This is a genomic window from Candidatus Wallbacteria bacterium (assembly GCA_028687545.1).
GTDB lineage: Bacteria > Muiribacteriota > JAQTZZ01 > JAQTZZ01 > JAQTZZ01 > JAQTZZ01.
On the sequence record JAQTZZ010000027.1, the window covers coordinates 1 to 17,869 of the forward strand.

Genomic DNA, 17,869 nt, shown 5'->3' on the forward strand with positions numbered 1-17,869 from the left:
AACGGCAAATGGTATGAACGGATCTACAATTTCGCTGCCGACGTCTCAGGCAACACGCTCTCCAATCACGATATCCCTGCCTCCTCAGGAAAGGATGTCTGCCTCAAGAAAACCTGGTAAACAATGATCCTAAAACTCGACATCCACGATCCACAGAAAGAGTTCCTGTTCGAACTCGACTTCCAACTTTCACTCACTACTGAGGAACGATTCCGCATGATGAGTGGAAATTCCAGAAAAATGCTTGAAATGCTGGTATTAAATGGACACAGAAAGCCTTTTGAGATCTTTAAAAGATCATAATGTCCGCTTTGTGGTGATCGGGGCTTTTGCATTCCCTGTCCACGGCTACTCGCGCGCCACACTGGACATAGATATTTTCATCGAATCGGCTGCGGAAAATGCCGGACTGTGCAGAGAGGCTCTGATCGATTTCGGCTACGACCTTAGCGATGTCAGCGCAGAAGAGATTCTCACCAGAAAAATTCTGATCCGTCAGTACCTGGTGGAGACAGATATCCACCCGTTCGTTGCTGGAGTGACGTTTGAGGAAGTCTGGAAAAATAAAGTGACCGGAAAATTCGGCGAAGTGGAAGCATATTTTGCATCCCTTGACGACCTGATCCGCATGAAAAAAGCTGCAGGACGCCCCAAGGACATAGCCGACCTTGAAGTGCTCAGCGAGCTCAAAAAAAGATCCGCACCAGGCACTTGATAAGATGGGGACATGTCCTGCCCGCATCTCTAGCTCAAATTACGACTTGTCCCCATCAGAAGACTCCTGATAGATTTTGGGTGCGGCTAAGAATGGTTTTGAGGGAGAATAAAAACAAGATCTGGATCATGTTGTGTTTAGATTCTGCTACAACATCTTAGAAATCAAGGCTTTACAGATTTGAGTAACTCGCTGTATCATAATTAAAGAGGCTTGAATGGATAAACTCTTTATTATCAAGGAATTAAAAAAACTTCTGTCTGACAAATTCCAGGATCTTGATCAGGTGATTCTGTATGGCTCACAAGTCAACGGCAAGGCTGATGATGACTCGGATTATGATGTTCTGATCGTGCTTTCTGATGATTTCGACTGGAAAAGGGAAAATGAAATTCTGGATGTTTGTTATGAAATCGACTTGAAGCACGATATACTGATCGACGCCAGAATCACCTCCAGGAGAGATCTGGAGACTATTATTGGCAGACAACCCTTCATCCTGAACGCCCTTGATTCAGGTGTCAGAGTATGACTCTTTCAGACAAAGACCGGATTCAACTTATTTTCTACAGGATCGAGAAAGCTGATCGGCTGGTTCACCAGGTCCTTCATTACATCGAAAGTTCTGGACAAGAAGTATGGCAAACTGGTGAAAACTGCTTATGAAAAGCGCACCAAAGGCGATTACTCGGACATGGTTGTTTTTGAAGAAGAAGAAGTGAAGGATCTGTTGGACAAAACCAGCGAATTTTCCATAATAATCAAAGGGCTTCTCAAGTAAAAAACCAGGTGACTCCAGAGCCAACTAATGGTATATTGTAAGGGTTCAGAATTCTGAACCCTTTTTTTATATCGCTTTGTAAGGGAGACCCACATGAAAGAAAGAATACTGGTCACGAGCGCACTGCCGTATGCCAACGGACCCATCCATCTCGGCCACATCGCAGGCGCATACCTGCCTGCTGACATCTATGTCAGGTTCAAGCGCCTGACAGGAGCCGACATAGTCTATATCTGCGGAACAGACGAGCACGGCATCCCGATCACCATCTCAGCGGAACGCGAAAAGGTGACACCCAGGGAATACGTGGACAAATACCATAAGGTGATCAAAGGTATCTTCGACCAGTTCAATATTGAATTCGATAATTTCGGCCGAACCTCGTTCCCGCAGCATTACGACCTTTCCCAGCAGTTTTTCATGAATCTCCTGCGCAAGAACATGATCCGCCCCAGGGTTTCACAGCAGTTTTACTGCGCGAAATGCCAGAGATTCCTGGCTGACCGCTATGTGCGCGGTACCTGCCCCAAGTGCAAAGCGGAGAATGTACGCGGCGACGAATGCACCACCTGCGGTTCCTGGCTGGAAGTGATGGAAATCCTGGAACCGCGCTGCGGGATCTGCAATGAAAAACCTGAGATCAGAGACACCAAACACTGGTATCTGCAGCTTCAGGATTTCTCCGGAAAACTCAGCACCTGGATCGCAGGCAAAAAGGAATGGAAGGAAAACGTCACTACTTTCGTCAGATCCATGATCAAGGAAGGATTGAAGGAGAGGGCCATCACCAGGGACATTAACTGGGGAGTGCCGATTCCGCTCGACAATACAGAAGGCAAAGTGCTCTATGTCTGGTTCGACGCTCCGATCGGCTATATCTCCATCACCCGCGACTGGGCCCAGAAAATCGGCAAGCCGGATGAGTGGAAAAAATACTGGCTGGACCCGTCCTGCCGCGTGATCCATTTCATCGGCAAGGACAATATCCCCTTCCATTGCATTGTCTGGCCTTCGCTGATCATGGGCCAGGAAGAAAAGTATAATCTGCCCTTTGACGTGCCTGCCAACGAATTCTACAACCTGGAAGGCCATCAGTTCTCCAAGAGCGAAGGCTGGTATATCGAACTGGACGATTTCTTCCAGAAATACAAGGCAGACAGCATCAGATACGCCATCGCCGCCAATGCACCTGAAGCCAAGGACTCTGAATTCACCTGGAAGGATTTCCAGCTGCGGAACAACAGCGAACTAGCCAATATTTATGGAAATCTCGCCAACCGGACTCTGACTTTCGTGGATAAGTATCATGACGGCGTGATCCCGATAGTGGAAAACCTCACAGAACCTGCCAGAAAAGTTTTATCCGAAGCCCAGAAGATCATCGATGAAATCAAAAACTGCTATGAAAAATTCGAAGTCAGGCGGGCCTGCTTCTTTATCATGGAACTAGCCAGGCTCGGCAATAAATTTTACGACACAGAAGCGCCCTGGGCTACCCGCAAGAGCAACCTGGATAAGTGCTCTGAAACCATGTCGGTCTGCTGCCAGCTTCTGACTGCCCTTGCCTATGCGTCTTTCCCGGTGATCCCTGAATCAGCATCCAGACTCTGGAAAATGCTCGGCTTCAAGACAGAAATCAAGATGATACCCTGGGATAAGCTCTCTGCAGTCAGGCCGTCCGGGAATCACACTTCCAGCGTGGAAATCCTGTTCACCCGCATTGAAGACGATCAGATTGCCGAAGAGGTGAACAAGCTGCATGCCGGGAAAAAGGCCGAAGCCCCGAAACCCTCAAAAACCCCGAAATCCAAGCCTGCTGAACCAAAGAGCGAGGCTCTTAAAAGTGATCTGATCAGCATCAATGATTTCAGGAAGATCAAGCTCAAAGTGGCCAAGGTGCTTTCAGCTGAACCTGTAGCCAAGTCCGACCGTCTGCTCAAGCTCTCAATAGAAGTGGGCAGCGAGACCAGGCAGCTGGTGGCAGGCATAGCCAAGCATTACAAACCTGAAGAGATAGTCGGGAAAAACATCATCATAGTCGCCAATCTGGAGCCGGCCAAAATCATGGGGGAAATTTCTGAGGGCATGCTGCTGGCAGCCAAGAACGGGGAAACATTGACATTTCTAACTCCGTCCGGCGAAATCAGTTCAGGAAGCGAAATTTCATAAAACTCCTGAAAAATATTTTCCAGCTGGAAAATATTTGCCTGCCTCCTGATGGAATCCCAGTCTGGGAAGCACCTGTTCTATAGACATTTTCCTCAGTTTTCATTCCAGCTATTAAATGGTATATTAATTGCTAATTTTAATGCACTGATTTATCAGTACTTATAAATTATATTATTTTTCAGAGAGGTGAGCATGACTGAAATGATCAAGGTGGAAAAACTCCACAAGTACTATGGCGACGTCCATGCGGTCAAGGATGCCTCGTTTTCAGTGAAAAGAGGGGAAATCGTAGGACTGCTCGGGCCTAACGGCGCCGGAAAAACAACAATCATGAAGATAATCACCGGCTTCATGGCAGCTACTTCCGGCACGGTGGAAGTGGGAGGCCACGATGTGCTCACCCATCCATTGGATGTCAAGGAAAAGATCGGGTATCTCCCTGAAAACAGCCCGCTCTATTTCGATATGAACGTATCTGAATATCTGCATTACATTGCGGAATTGCGGGGCATTAAACCCGGAAAAATCGGGAAAGCAGTGGAGGAAAAGGTCAAGACCTGCGGCCTGGTCTCCATGCTCTACCGCAACATCGGGGCTCTTTCCAAAGGTTTCAGGCAGAGAGTCGGCCTGGCGAGCGTGCTGCTGCACGAACCGGAAATCCTGATCCTGGACGAGCCTACCAGCGGCCTCGACCCCAGGCAGATCATTGAAATCAGGGAGCTGATCAAGGAAATCGGGCGTGAGAAAACCATCATTCTGAGCTCCCACATCCTCACCGAAGTCTCGGTGACCTGTCAGCGCGTGGTGATCATCAGCAATGGAAAAATCGTGGCCCAGGGTCCTACGGCAGACCTGGCAAGCTCTCTGTCGGGGAATGATATTGTCTATGTCACCTTCAGAGCCCCGGCCCAGGAAGTGGAAGCCAAGATTTCCAGCTTCAATTTCATTGTCAGGAAGGAATGCCAGGTTCTGGACGACGGCCTGGTGCGCTTCAAACTGGAGACTAAGAAAACACCCCGGAGCACTGAGGAGATTTTCGCCTTTGCAGTAAACAACAACTACCTGATTTCAGAACTTCACAGGGACAGCATGAGCCTGGAAGACATCTTCATCCAGCTTACAACCCAGGAGGAAGCGAAATGACCAGGAAAATATTTTCCATCTTCAAAAAAGAACTTAAAGCCTACTTTGACTCACCGATTGCTTACGTATATCTGGTAATATTCCTCGTCACAGCCAACTGGTTCTTCTTCAAGGGCTTTTACATCATGAACGAAACTTCTCTGAAGAACTTTTTCGTGCTGCTGCCCTGGTTTTTCCTGTTCCTGGTGCCTGCGATTTCCATGCGCTCCTGGCCCGAAGAACAGAAAAGTGGAACACTCGAGGTGCTGCTGACTCTGCCTTTGACTGATGTGGAGCTGGTGCTGGGAAAATTCCTGGCAGCTCTTTCTTTTCTCGGGATTTCCCTGTTGCTCACCCTCCCCATTGCCTGGACAGCCAGCTACCTGGGAATCCTGGACTGGGGTCCTGTGATCGGTGGATATGTAGCCGCAATCCTGATGGGTGCATCATATCTCGGGATCGGATTTTTCATCTCGAGTTTCACTGAAAACCAGATCGTAGCCTTTATCCTTTCAGTGGCAGCCACCTTCGCCTTGTTCATCATTGGGGAACCGCTGGTGACAATGGTGCTGCCCGGATGGCTCACCCCTCTTTTCCAGTTTCTGGGTCTGAATCAGCATTTCAACAACATCAGCCGCGGAGTGCTCGACATCCGCGATATAGTCTATTACCTGTCCATGATCACGGTTTTCCTGTACCTGAACGTCAAGGTGCTGGAAAGCAGACAGTGGAGGTAGGAGGATAAAATGGATTTCAAAGATAAAAAAAAGAATCAGTACAACATCTACCTGTCGACAGTGATCCTGCTCTGCTTTCTCGGCATTGCAAATTACCTGTGCTACCACAAATTCTTCCGGGTAGACCTCACCTCTGAAAAGCTCTATTCGCTTTCCGCACCCACCAAGAAAATACTCACTCAGCTGGATGACATCATTTCCATCAAATGCTTTTTCAGCGCCAATCTGCCGCCAGCCTACAAAAAAATCGAAGATCAGGTCCGGGATCTTCTGAGCGAATACAAGGCATATGGCGGGTCCCACCTGAACATCGAATTTTGCGACCCTAAGGACGATCCGAAATACAGGCAGCTGGCCGAGTCGCTGGGAGTTCCGGAGATCCAGATGAATGTGCTGGAAAAAGACCAGGTGCAGGCCATCAAAGGTTATCTGGGCATGGGGATTTATTTCGAGGACAAGAGCACTGCCTTGCCGGTTGTCAACGAACTGGGAAATCTGGAATATGAGATCACTTCAGGCATCAAGCGTGTCACCTGCAAAAAACTGCCTGAAATCCGTGTCGCACTCTTTGAAAACGAGTCAGACCAGAGCATCATGGAAAAATATCAGGAACTGGTCAAGGCACTGGGCAAACTGGCTAAAGTGAGTTTCCTCAATCTCTCCAGGGAAGAGATCCCGGCCGATCTGGACCTCCTGATTCTTCTCTATCCCAAGGAAACCAGCGAAGCGGCCCGCTTCAAGATCGACCAGTATCTGGCATCAGGCGGGAAAGCCATTTTCCTGATCCAGGTGCTGGAACCCAATCAGATGATGTATGGCACCCTGGTTGAGCATAACATGGCTAAAATCCTGAATCAGCTTGGCATGAAAGTTGAGTATAAGCTGGTCTACGACCGCTCCAGTGACTTCGCAAGCTTCAGGAACGGCTATATCACCTTCACCCAGCCATACCCTCTTTTCATCAAAATCGCCCCTTATTACTTTGCCAAGGATCTTCCCCTCTTCAACCAGATCAGCTCAATCACCCTGCCCTGGGTCGCCGCGGTCCAGAGCACGCTTGTCAATACAGCCGAAGCTGAAATCAAAAGTCTGTTCACCAGCACTGAATACAACCAGGAGCTCAACGGCTTTTCACTGGACCCGCAGCAGAATTTCCTGATCAGCGAAAAGCAGTCTGACAAGAAAATGCTGGGAGCGGTTTTCACAGGAAAATACAAGACCTGCTATGACCACAACAGTCTGACCGCAGACATTGTGGCAGGATACCGCGAAAAAAATCCGGCAGTCAACACCTCGGAAATCAAGATTAAAAGTTCCGCCGAAGTCCGCGTAGCCGTAATACCGGACGCACTTTTCGTTTCAGACGATTTTCTGCCCAGGCATGAAGGAAACTTGGCTTTTCTTCAGAACACTGTGGACTGGTTAACACTTGGTGAGGACCTGATGCAGATCAGGGCTAAAAACGTGTCAGAGCATCCGCTGTTTTCCAGGGAAGCCTTCCAGAAATATTTCAAGGAAGGCAAGGACGAGGAAATCCAGAAAATCAAATTCCGGCTCAAATACCTCAACATGTTCGGTGTTTCCATCCTGGTCATGATCTTAGGCGTAATCTGGTATCTGCTGCGGGAGCGGCGCAGAATCGACTATGAGAAGAAGTACAGCGGCAGGGAGGAATGAGATGAAAAAAAATTTGATTTATTTTGCGATAACCGCGGCCCTCGGCATTTTTACCTACTTCATCACCAGCGGGGACAAAACATACAAGCTGGAGGTCGAAAACCGCAAGCCCTTCGCTGAACTCGATCCGGCCGGCATGGACAGGATCACGCTAAGCAGGGGCAGCAGCGAAGTCGAACTCACCAGGCAGAACGGGGGCAGCTGGAATGTCGTGAAGCTGGATTATCCGGCCGCCTCAGACAATGTAGACGGACTTGTCAAGAATATCCGCGACCTTGCGATAGTGGACATCTCCTCCAGAAATCCGGAAAAGGGGGATGTTTACGGACTTGGAAAATTAACCACGCTCGTGGAGCTTTCCCAGGGTGGAGTTACCAAGGCCAGGCTTGAAGTCGGGAAGGTCGGGCCGGACATGATTTCAACGTACTTCAAGTACACAAAAGGTCCGGAGATCTATAAGACTACCACTAATCTTTCCTACCTCTGCAACAGCGACAGCAATTACTGGATCGACAAGACTCTGATCAAACTGAAGGATGAAGAGATCAGCAGGATCCACATTCTGTGCGGCACCAGGGAAATCGAGCTTCAGCGTGACGGCCAGTGGAAATGGGCCAAACGCGGGACAGGTGAAGTTACGCTTCCAAAGGTAATGGGAACCGTCGAAACCGGTGCCTCCGGGGCACTCGCAACCAGTGAAGTCGAGTCGCTTCTTTCCACGGTCAACAACCTCGTCTGTGAAGGACTCGCCACAGGAAAAAAGCCTGACTTCACCCAGGAAGTCGACTTGTCCGGTGAAATCGCAACCAAGGGAGGAGAGGGCATCGGGTTCAAGTTCCTCACCAAAGAAGGATCTAACTATTATGTCACTATCAGCAACAAACAGAGGGTATTTCTGGTCAATTCTTATCAACGCGACAGTCTGTTGAGGGAAGTCGATAACCTGCTGAAAAAGAAGGTACCACAGTAAAAAACACGGGTCGATTCTCCGAAAATCAAGAATGGCATGGGTTTTATGGTCAAGTGGTACCAAAACACCCGATGGATAAAGGACTTTTCGACCATTTGACTGCCGAAAGTATATTGTGTTGCGCTGCAACTGTTTTTACATATTAAAAACCGTGAATTCCCGGTCAACCAAGCATTATTTAACGAATTACTTGACAATTTCTTCAATAAAATTTATTTTTACAATGTACGAATCTTAAAATACCACAGTGAAAGGGGTACGCAGAATGAACAAGAGCGAACTGATCGACGCCATCGCCAAGCAGGCAAACCTGACAAAGAAAGACAGTCAGACAGCTTTGGATGCATTCACCGATTCCATCACCAAAGCTCTGAAAAAGGGCGAGAAAGTCGCTATCACCGGTTTCGGCAGCTGGGAAGTCAAAGAGAGAGCTGCACGCACCGGCCGCAATCCCCAGACCAAGAAAGCCATCAAGATCCCGGCATGCAAAGTGCCGAAGTTCCGCCCTGGCAAAAATCTGAAGGATGTCGTCAACAAGAAAAAGTAAGCTAGATTTCTTCAGTATAAAGAAGGCCTGTACAAACAGGCCTTTTTTTATACAGGCTGTTACAAAATCCGAACGAAGTGAGGATTTTGGTTACAGCCTGTTACCCCCGAAGCCCTGCGAAGGGGGTATACATTTCTTTAAAATTTCTTTTGCCAAACCAAATCCCCAGTGATAATATCTACCTAATTTTTTACGAATTTGGAGATGCCATGGAACTGACAGCTAAAATCCGCGAACTGGCTAAAAAGATTCCCACTCCATTCCTGATCATGGATCTGGAAATCGTACGCAGTAATTATCTGGAACTGCAGGCTGCTTTCCCACAGGGAAAGATTTTTTATGCGATCAAGGCCAACGCACATCCCAGGATCATCAAACTTCTGCATTCACTTGGCTGCAATTTTGACGCAGCTTCCCTTGGAGAGATCAACAAATTGCTCTCACTGGGCGTTGAACCGGATAAAATAAGCTTCGGCAATACCATTAAACGCGAACGGGAGATCGGAGTCGCCAATTCATACGGAATCAATTATTATGTGGCGGATTCAGATATAGAAGTGGAAAAAATTTCCCGCCAGGCCCCGGAAAAAAAATGCTTCGTACGTCTGGAAATGGATCCAGGAGAATCTGACTGGCCGCTTTCGCATAAATTCGGCACTCCCCGGGAGGAAGCGGTCAAACTTCTCAAATTCGCCAAAAATTCCGGGCTGGTTCCCTATGGACTTTCTTTTCACGTTGGTTCTCAATGTTACAATCCCAAGCGCTGGGCGATCGCCCTGGATAAATGCCGTTTTGTTTTCGAGGAACTCTCAAAATCAGGTATCAGCCTTTCCATGATCAACCTCGGCGGAGGCTTCCCGATCCAGCATCTCAAGCCCATCCCGGACATTCAGACTATCGCCAGGGAAGTCGACCGGTTTCTGAAAAAAAATTTTTATCCGCTGCCCGAAATCTTTCTGGAACCAGGGCGCTCCATGGTCGGAAATGCCGGAATTCTGGTTTCGTCTGTGATCACCCGCCGCGAGGACGAGCGCGAGAACTGGCTGTTCATCGATGCCGGCTGCTTTCACGGCCTGATGGAGTCGATCGAGGATTTCCGCTATGAAATCAGGACAGACATAGAGCAGAACGGCGACAGCCCAGGAGAATATCATCTGGCAGGCCCGACCTGCGACAGCGTGGACGTAATTTACGACAACATCCTGCTGCCCAGGTCCCTGACGCTTGACGACAAACTCTATTTCATCAATACAGGCGCTTACACAGTGGAATATAATACCAATTTCAACGGGATCGAGCCACCCAAGATCTATTTCCTGGACGAGGTGTAAAGATTCATTTTTCAGAGCTGATAAAAAATCTGAAAAAGGACTTCAGCGGATTCGAGAAAATCCGGCTTTCCATACTGGGTGATTCCTCAACCCAGCTTTTAAATCAGGCTCTCAGAGGTTATGGATATGAAACCAGGCTCGATTTTCAGATGTTCGAATCAGATTTTGATCAGCTCGAGCGGAATGTCTTTGATCCGACATCCGACCTTTACCGCTTTTCAGCGGATTTTGTGATTGTTTTCCAATCAGTTCAGAAATTGTACGATCAGTTCCTGAAGCTTAATAATATTGAGCGGACCGGCTTTGCAGAGTCAACGCTTTCCGGAATCGATGAAATTTATCGCAAGCTTACCTCTCAACGAGCCTGCAACGTGATTTATCTTAATTTCCCGGAATTCGGAGACGTTTTCGGCAATTTCTGCAATAAAGTTGAAATGTCATTCACTTTTCAATTACGAAAGATAAATCTCGGTCTGATGAATCTGGCATTTAAATCGAAAAACCTGTTTATCGCAGACTTGTGTGCGATTCAGGCCCGCTATGGAAATTCCATTTTTGATCCCAGGCTGGCTGCAAGTTCAGATCTGATTTTTTCTCTTGATTTTCTGCCAGTTCTGGCCCGGAATATCACCTCGATAATCCAGTCCCTGACCGGGAAATCCAGGAAATGCCTGATCCTTGATCTGGATAACATACTCTGGGGCGGAAGCATTGGTGAGGACGGACTGGAAAAGATTCAGATCGGTCAGCTGGGAATCGGCAAGGCATTCACGAAGTTCCAGTATTGGATCAAAGAGCTGAAGAACCGCGGGATCATCCTGGCAGTCTGCAGTAAAAATGATCAGAATACCGCCAGAGAGCCTTTTGAAAAGCACACTGAAATGATTCTGAGGCTTGAGGATTTTGCGGTTTTCTCATCCAACTGGGAGAATAAAGCAGATAATATCCGATCAATCCAGAAAATCCTGAACATCGGTTTCGACTCCATGGTCTTTCTGGATGACAGCCGGTTTGAGCGGGAACAGGTCCGGATCAGCATCCCTGAGATCACGATTCCGGAACTGCCTGAGGATCCTGCGTTGTTTCTGGACTTTCTGATGGAATTGAACTTGTTTGAAACCTCTTCGTTCGATCCGGAAGACCTCCTGAGAACCAGGCGGTATCAGGAGCAGGCCGGACGACGAGTTTTAGAGATAAACTACCGGAAGGAAGAGGATTTCCTGGAAAGCCTTGAAATGACCTGCGGAGTTTCAAGTTTCAATGATTTCAGCATCCCCAGAGTGGCTCAGCTGGTCCAGCGTTCGAATCAATTCAATCTCCGCACTGTCCGCTATAATGAAGAGCAGCTCGGAAGAATTGCCGCATCCCCTGATTTTTTTACATTTTCATTCAACCTGAAAGATAAGTTCGGTGACTATGGCATCAGCAGCGCCATGATTCTCAGAAAAGACGGCAGGAGTCTCTTTATCGACACCTGGGTGATGAGCTGCAGGGTGATAAAAAGAAGTCTGGAGTGTTTTGCCTTGAACGCGCTTGTTAAACCGGCAATTGATCAGGGGTTTGAAAAACTGATGGGGGAATATATTCCAACTGCTAAAAACTCCATACTGGCTGACCATTACTCCAGGCTGGGATTTTCACAGCAGGGAAACCTCTGGTACTTGAATCTCGCTGAATTCCAATCCCTGAAAACTTTCATCAAAGCAGAATCTTTGTGAGATTCAGATGGAAAATATTTTTCAAGTAATCCCTTTTCTCTATCCCGAAGCAGCCGGCCAGGCATTGACACTGGTCAGATCTTTTCCGGAATACAATCAGCTGCTCGTTTACAGTCCGGACATCCCTAAAGAAAATCTCGGGTCCAGCCCTGTTCTGAAAAAGGAGCTGGTCAGGAGTGGAGCAAAACTCTTCCGCCAGCCTGTTTTCAAAAGATCGGTCTATGGTTATTCCCATTCCCTGGGAGCGCTCTTGAAACTCTTTCATCTGCAGCCTCCGTCCATAGTGATCAGCCACACAGGTTACACTGCCCTGATCTGCACCTCAGCCTTGAAACTCTATGGAATCACTCACTTTCTCCGCAGAAAAAAAAAGACCATCCACCTGAACTTTGCCTGTCACCCTGAACGGATGGAAACATTTATGATGAAAAAGCTGAACTCTCTGTCATTGAATCTGGCGGACAGAGTGATTACAGCGTCCGAAATTAATAAAAATCAGCTGATCAGCGGTGGAGTCTATGGCAGCAAAATCTCAGTGATTCCTGATGAATCCGCTGCTGATAGTTACAGGGATCTGATCAATCAGAAACCAACTTGACTTCCTGGATTTCCTACTCTAAGGCAGTTTCAGGATCAGAACTGTTCGAACTTCAGCTTCATCAGGGCCGCTTTTCAGGCTCGCAGATCCTTTTGATGGCATCAGTTCTGTCTTTGGCGGAAAAAATGTAGTTGCCTGCCACCAGCAGATTGGCGCCAGCTCCGATGGCCAGAGGTGCGGTTTTATCGTTGATCCCGCCGTCGACTTCCAGCAGCATCTGTCTGCCGCTTCCAGTGAAATTCTTGATTTCTCTGATTTTCTCCAACACGCTTGTCATGAATTTCTGGCCGCCGAATCCCGGATTTACAGTCATCACCAGCACCAGATCAACTGCCTCGGAAATATATTTAAGTCCATCCCAGGGAGTGGCGGGATTCAAGGCGACACCTGCCAGGGAGCCGCCTTCCCTGATCCTGCGGCAGAGCCTTTCAGGGTGAGTGGCTGCCTCTAAATGAAAGGTCAGGATTGCCGGTTTGAGTATCAGAAACCGTTCCACCTGATCTTCAGGGTTGGTCACCATCAGATGAATGTCAAGCGGGATGCCGGTAAGCTTGGAAATCCGCTGGACCACAGGAAAACCGAAAGTAATGTCAGGCACGAAATGCCCGTCCATGATGTCCAGATGCAGGTAGTCAACAGATTCCCCTGGCAGCGTGCGGATCTCATGCTCAAGGTTTCCGAAGTCAGCAGATAAAATTGAAGGGGAGATCATGGCCATGTATACCTCACAGTATTCATTTGAACATCTACACCAGTAAATAAATCGCGAATATCAGCAGGCTGATCGCAGCCAGGTATATAAGGAACGAAAGTTTTCCGTAAAGTCCGGGCAGGATTTTTCCGCTTGATGGCGCAGGCAGCTCTTCCCTGAGAGTTTCCACGACTTCCCTGGCTGTGGTGTGCTCCTCAGGCTTATTCAGGAGCAGGAAAGCCATGTCGATGTACTGGAAAAAATTGTAAAAATCCGGAATCCGCTCATTCATCTCACGGGAAACTGAACGGCGGATCAGTTCTTCGACCAGACTTATTAATTTCGGTTCCAGGTTTTCGTCGGACAATTTCCAGTCGCAGTCCAGTTCCAGATAGCGCAGAAGCTTGATGTCAGTAATAATAAAATCCCTTTTTTTTATGGGGAATTTGGCTTCCAGCATCGAATAAAGTACTACACCCAGAAAAAAGATGTCCGGGTCGACCCCGACGTTCTGGGTCAGGTTAGGGTCTCCAAGCACACCGTATGAACGAGGCAGGTTGAAGCCAAGGACTTTCACCTTGAAATCACCGGTCAGCAGGATGTTGGAAAGCTTGATCGAACGGTATATGATTCCCTGCTTGGTAGCGAATTCGAGCAGGAATCCAAGCCTTTTAATGATCAGGAGAGCACGCATCAGGGGGATTTTTCTGCCTTTGTCGATAAAGGTTGTCAGCGGTATTCCATCCACCCATTCAGAGGCAATGTAAAAAATCTTGTCCACGACATCGATATCGTAAATTCTGACCAGGCTTTCATGCCTTAGTGAAGCCATGTTCTGAAGTTCGCCGATCATTCTGTCGATCAGCCTCTCATTTTTGAGAAGGCTCGGTTTAAGGATTTTTACAGCTCTGCGTTCTTCAGAGGAGACGGTGAGTGCTTTGTAAACAAAGAATTTTTCATTTTCTTCGACCAGTTCCAGCAACTGGTACTTGTCGGCAATGATTGTTCCAGGTCTGATCAAAAGTCGAGCTCCTTCACAAGCTGCGTGTCCAGATAAATCATTACCTTCATCTTGCCCATCCCGCCTGCAGTATAGTTCACAGCTTCATTAGCTTCGACTTCCTGCCTCAGCACTTCTCTGATTCCCTGCTCATCGGTTAAGATCATCCGCAGCATGTACTTGGATTTAGCGCCAGGTACCTGATATGAAATCGTCTCGTAATGTCTCCCGGATTTCACCTGAGTCTGCGCTGGCGTCGTCTGGACCTTCACAGGGATCGCTTGAGTCACAGGGTTCGCCTGTTTCTGGATGGGAACCACAGCCTGCGTCTGGTTGACCCAGACATTGATCTGACTGCCTGCTTCCAGCAGCGTGCTGGCCGGCGGGTTCTGCCTGATAATCACACCCTCGTCATAATCAGAGGAGGATTCAGTACGGGTAGAAAGCTTGAACATCGGAAGTTCACTTTTAATCTGGTCCAGAGTCTTTCCAGTCAGATCCGGGATCAGGATGCCTTTTTTGTCGGAGCCTTTTGAGATCAGAAGGTCTACCTTTGCATTCTTGACGCTCTTGACGCCGGCTTCCGGGGAAGTTGCGATGATATGATCAGCCGCAATTGTGCTGCTTAGAATATAGCAGCGGTCATTGACGGAAAATCCTTGATTTCGAAGATCCGCCTCAGCTTCGATCAGCAGTTTCTGCCTGGTATCCGGGACTGTGGCATTCTCCTGTCCTGAAGAAACCATCACCTTGACAATTCTGCCCCGTTTCACTTTGGTCCCTGGGAATGGATCCTGAGAAATTATTTCTCCGGCCCGCAAAAAAGGATGGTTTTTCGTTCCCGCCTGCATTACTTCCAACTGGTAAGGAAAAAGGATCCGCCTGGCTTCATTGTATTGAGTGCCGGCGAGGTCTGGGACAAGCATGGACCCCTCATTGAAAATATAGTTGATCACGCTGACAGAGAGCAGATATGAAGTCCTGCCCAGAGCTACCACCAGCAGAGTCCAGATCAGGAATCGCCAGACAGTCAGCCGTTTCCGAGTTTTTTTCATCTCACAAATCTCGATACCCTGAAACCCGGATCTGCAGGCTCCTTCAATTGATGCCAAGGCACGGAACAGTCTGCATTCAAGGCATTCCAGGACTGTATCTATATTAAATAATACCTGTCAAAGGGAATGATACCACACTGTTTTTTTATTTACCATCACATGTCAGAAGTCCGCTCAATTCAGCATGAATCTTTCCGTTTGTAGCCAGCAGCTCCCGCTGAGCGGGATGCCAGGGGCTCAAGTCGAAGCGGCTGATCCTTCCTCCGGACTCTGAAAGTATCACCGCTCCCGCTGCAGTATCCCAGGGGTAAAGCCCCATTTCCCAGAATCCGTCGAAGCGTCCGGCAGCCACATGGCAGATGTCGAGAGCAGCAGACCCGTCCCGCCTGACGCCCTGAGCCTCTAAAACTATCCTGGAAAAATGAGGAAGATTATTGAACTTGCCGCTGTCATAAGCGAAACCTGTTACCAGTAAGGATTTTCCTACCTCTGCGGTGCCTGAGACTTTAAGCGGATTCCCGTTCAAAAGGGCTCCACCGCCTTGAAAAGCTGAAAACATCTCATCGCGCATGGGGTCATAGACAACCCCACAGACCGGTTCCTCATTTTCCATCAATCCGATGGAGACCGCGAAGCAGGGATAGCTGTGAGCAAAATTCGTCGTCCCGTCCAAAGGATCGATTAAAAAATATTCGGCATTCTGAGATTCGGACTTGGAACCTTCCTCTGCGATGATCCCGTGGGACGGGAAATTTTTCCGCAGAAACTCCACAATCATGGTTTCAGATTCAAGGTCCGCGTCAGTCACCAGATTATTGCTTCCCTTAAATCCGATCACCAGATTTTCACTGAATTTCTTCCGCAGCAGAATTCCCGCTGAAAGAGCGATTTCCTTAAGCATTTCGATGTTTTTTTTAAGGTCAAATAAATTTCCCACAATCTTATTTCCCGTTTCTGCCCTTGAACATCTCTCCGGCTGCCTGCAGGGAAAAATTGACCATAAAGATCAGAAGCCCGGGGAAAAAAGAAAGCCACCAGGCATTGAGATAGTTCCTGCCGGAAGAGAGCAGGCTTCCAAGCGAGGGTTTTTCCAGAGGTACGCCCAGTCCGAGAAAACTCAGCGCAGACTCGGTCACAACGGCCGTGCCCATGCCGACTAAAAAAACGGCCACCAGATTTTCCCTGATCCCGGACATGATATGTCTGAAAAAGGTATGCTGCCAGCTGGCTCCGAAAGACTGGGCGGCCAGCACAAACTCCGACTGGCGCAAGGCCATGACTTCACTGCGCACCACCCTGAAAACCGTGGGAAAATATCCGAGCGCAATCACTATGATCAGGTTGAGAATAGTGTTCTGGAGTACAGCAACCAGTACTAAAATCAGGAAGAAATTTGGAAATGACAGAAGAATGTCGCTGATGGCGTTGAACAGGTTGTCCCAGATCCCTCCCTGAAAATAACCGCAATAGCTTCCGAGCAGTAATCCGGAAAAAACGCTGATCAGAATCGCGATGAAGCTGATAATCAGAGTAATCCTGATGGCCAGTGTGACTTTCTTTAAAAGATCGCAGCCGATGTCATCTGTGCCGAAGAAATGGGAAATGCTCGGAGGAAGGCTGCGTTCCCTGAAGTTGATTTTCAACGGGTCCTTCACAAAAAACTTTCCGCCAAAACCCAGCAGCAGCACCAGAATCAAAGGCAGCATGGAAAGAAAAAGCCGGATTCTCTTCCCTTTCATCGTTCGCCTTCCCTCAGAAGAGGATTGAAATAAAAATAAAAGGCTTCTATCAACAGATTGGTCCCGATCACGATCATGGTTGTGAAGAGCGCGAGCCCGAGTACCAGCGGATAGTCGCGCGCCAGAATTGCGTCATATCCCAGCCTGCCGATGCCAGGCCAGGAAAAAATCGTTTCAATCACGAAATTAGAACTTAAAAGGCTGGGGATCAGGAGAGAAAATACTGTGATCAGGGGAAAAATGGCATTCTTGCCCGCGTGCCTGGTGATGATCTCCCACTCAGGAATTCCCCTGGCCCTGGCGGCAACGATGTATTCCCTGGTCATGATTTTTAACAGCTCGCTGTAAAAAAATTTATAGATCAGGGCTATGTTGAAGAGGGAGGAGCAAATGACCGGCAAGATCAGGTGAAAAACCCGGTCCTGGAAAATTTCCCAGGTGCTGTAAGCTCCTTTGTTCAACACCATTTCCAGGGAGCGCATCCCTGAAATTGGGAATCTGAAAGAAAATCCGAACAGCTGCTGCGTGATCTCCCCAAGCTGAAAACCGAAAAAAATCGAGAGTACCAGGGCGATCCAGAAATTCGGGATAGAGAAAAGGTTCAGACTCAGAAATGAAAAAAATCGAGCACAGAAACGGTTTTTGAAGTAGATGGCGGAAATCGCAGCCGGGACGGCCACCAGAAAGGAAAAAATCAGGGTCAGCGCATTCAGTTCCAGAGTAGCCGGGAAACGCTCCAGAATTTTCGCGATTACCGGCCTGTGATCCTTGAGGGACATTCCAAGGTCCAGGCGCAGGAGGTCGCCCCACCAGGCTATATATCCCACTGTCAGTTCATGGAATAACCCTGGTCCAGCCTGTGCCGACTTGACTCTCAGAATGAACAGCGAAAAATAGATAAAAAAAGTCACCCCGAAAATCGTCAGCAAAAAATAAAGAAATCTCCCCCCGAAACGCTTGCGCATGTTCCTAGTAAGCCAGAATTTCAGATGTCTGTCAACACCCGGACATTCCACCAG

Annotated in this window: 18 protein-coding genes; 12 read left to right on the forward strand and 6 right to left on the reverse strand. The window is 48.2% G+C overall.

All coding sequences use genetic code 11. From position 1 onward, the window contains the following. The first annotated feature begins 262 nt into the window (after positions 1–262). The 12 genes from PHW04_11660 (at position 263) to PHW04_11715 (ending at position 12,365) form a co-directional block, all read left to right on the forward strand. Positions 263–715 carry a nucleotidyltransferase gene (locus tag PHW04_11660; GenBank protein MDD2716536.1) on the forward strand — a complete coding sequence of 151 codons (453 nt, stop codon included), beginning with the start codon at positions 263–265 and terminating at the stop codon, positions 713–715. A gap of 217 nt (positions 716–932) precedes the next feature. Continuing rightward, a complete protein-coding gene (locus PHW04_11665) occupies positions 933–1,247 on the forward strand; it encodes a nucleotidyltransferase domain-containing protein (GenBank protein ID MDD2716537.1) in 315 nt (104 codons plus the stop codon). Positions 1,248–1,364: 117 nt separating this feature from the next. Further along, on the forward strand, positions 1,365–1,496 hold the full coding sequence (locus PHW04_11670; GenBank protein ID MDD2716538.1) for a hypothetical protein: 132 nt from the start codon (positions 1,365–1,367) through the stop codon (positions 1,494–1,496). A 93-nt stretch (positions 1,497–1,589) separates the two neighbouring features. Next, complete coding sequence (metG, locus tag PHW04_11675) at positions 1,590–3,665, forward strand: methionine--tRNA ligase (protein MDD2716539.1); 2,076 nt, start codon at positions 1,590–1,592, stop codon at positions 3,663–3,665. Positions 3,666–3,857: 192 nt separating this feature from the next. After that, positions 3,858–4,808: an ATP-binding cassette domain-containing protein gene (locus tag PHW04_11680; GenBank protein MDD2716540.1), complete on the forward strand. Its 951-nt coding sequence runs from the start codon at positions 3,858–3,860 to the stop codon at positions 4,806–4,808. Next, positions 4,805–5,524 (forward strand): ABC transporter permease subunit, encoded by a 720-nt coding sequence (locus PHW04_11685; GenBank protein MDD2716541.1) that lies wholly within the window; start codon positions 4,805–4,807, stop codon positions 5,522–5,524. Before PHW04_11680 ends, PHW04_11685 begins: the two co-directional genes overlap by 4 nt. 9 nt (positions 5,525–5,533) lie before the next feature. Next, positions 5,534–7,201, forward strand: a complete 1,668-nt coding sequence (locus PHW04_11690; GenBank protein ID MDD2716542.1) for a Gldg family protein — start codon at positions 5,534–5,536, stop codon at positions 7,199–7,201. A 1-nt stretch (position 7,202) separates the two neighbouring features. Then, complete coding sequence (locus PHW04_11695; GenBank protein ID MDD2716543.1) at positions 7,203–8,171, forward strand: DUF4340 domain-containing protein; 969 nt, start codon at positions 7,203–7,205, stop codon at positions 8,169–8,171. 265 nt (positions 8,172–8,436) lie between these two features. Then, a complete protein-coding gene (locus PHW04_11700) occupies positions 8,437–8,718 on the forward strand; it encodes an HU family DNA-binding protein (protein MDD2716544.1) in 282 nt (93 codons plus the stop codon). Positions 8,719–8,927: 209 nt separating this feature from the next. Next, entirely contained in the window at positions 8,928–10,049 is a 1,122-nt protein-coding gene (locus PHW04_11705; GenBank protein ID MDD2716545.1) for a type III PLP-dependent enzyme, read from the forward strand. Positions 10,050–10,198: 149 nt separating this feature from the next. Continuing rightward, a complete protein-coding gene (locus PHW04_11710) occupies positions 10,199–11,767 on the forward strand; it encodes an HAD-IIIC family phosphatase (GenBank protein MDD2716546.1) in 1,569 nt (522 codons plus the stop codon). Between the two features lie 7 nt (positions 11,768–11,774). Continuing rightward, positions 11,775–12,365, forward strand: coding sequence for a glycosyltransferase (locus PHW04_11715; protein MDD2716547.1), 591 nt, complete (start codon positions 11,775–11,777; stop codon positions 12,363–12,365). Between the two features lie 61 nt (positions 12,366–12,426). On the opposite strand, the gene rpe is transcribed toward PHW04_11715, so the two are convergent. The 6 genes from rpe to PHW04_11745 form a co-directional block, all read right to left on the reverse strand. After that, positions 12,427–13,083 (reverse strand): ribulose-phosphate 3-epimerase, encoded by a 657-nt coding sequence (rpe, locus tag PHW04_11720; GenBank protein ID MDD2716548.1) that lies wholly within the window; start codon positions 13,081–13,083, stop codon positions 12,427–12,429. 28 nt (positions 13,084–13,111) lie between these two features. After that, the gene (locus PHW04_11725) at positions 13,112–14,077 is read right to left on the reverse strand and encodes a protein kinase (GenBank protein MDD2716549.1); all 966 of its coding nucleotides are present in this window, start codon (positions 14,075–14,077) and stop codon (positions 13,112–13,114) included. After that, a complete protein-coding gene (locus PHW04_11730) occupies positions 14,074–15,111 on the reverse strand; it encodes a PASTA domain-containing protein (protein ID MDD2716550.1) in 1,038 nt (345 codons plus the stop codon). The genes PHW04_11725 and PHW04_11730 overlap by 4 nt, the downstream gene beginning before the upstream one ends. Before the next feature lie 145 nt (positions 15,112–15,256). Further along, positions 15,257–16,048: an inositol monophosphatase family protein gene (locus tag PHW04_11735; GenBank protein MDD2716551.1), complete on the reverse strand. Its 792-nt coding sequence runs from the start codon at positions 16,046–16,048 to the stop codon at positions 15,257–15,259. Positions 16,049–16,052: 4 nt separating this feature from the next. Continuing rightward, positions 16,053–16,850, reverse strand: coding sequence for an ABC transporter permease (locus PHW04_11740; GenBank protein ID MDD2716552.1), 798 nt, complete (start codon positions 16,848–16,850; stop codon positions 16,053–16,055). Continuing rightward, positions 16,847–17,866 (reverse strand): ABC transporter permease, encoded by a 1,020-nt coding sequence (locus PHW04_11745; GenBank protein MDD2716553.1) that lies wholly within the window; start codon positions 17,864–17,866, stop codon positions 16,847–16,849. Before PHW04_11745 ends, PHW04_11740 begins: the two co-directional genes overlap by 4 nt. Positions 17,867–17,869: the final 3 nt, after the last annotated feature.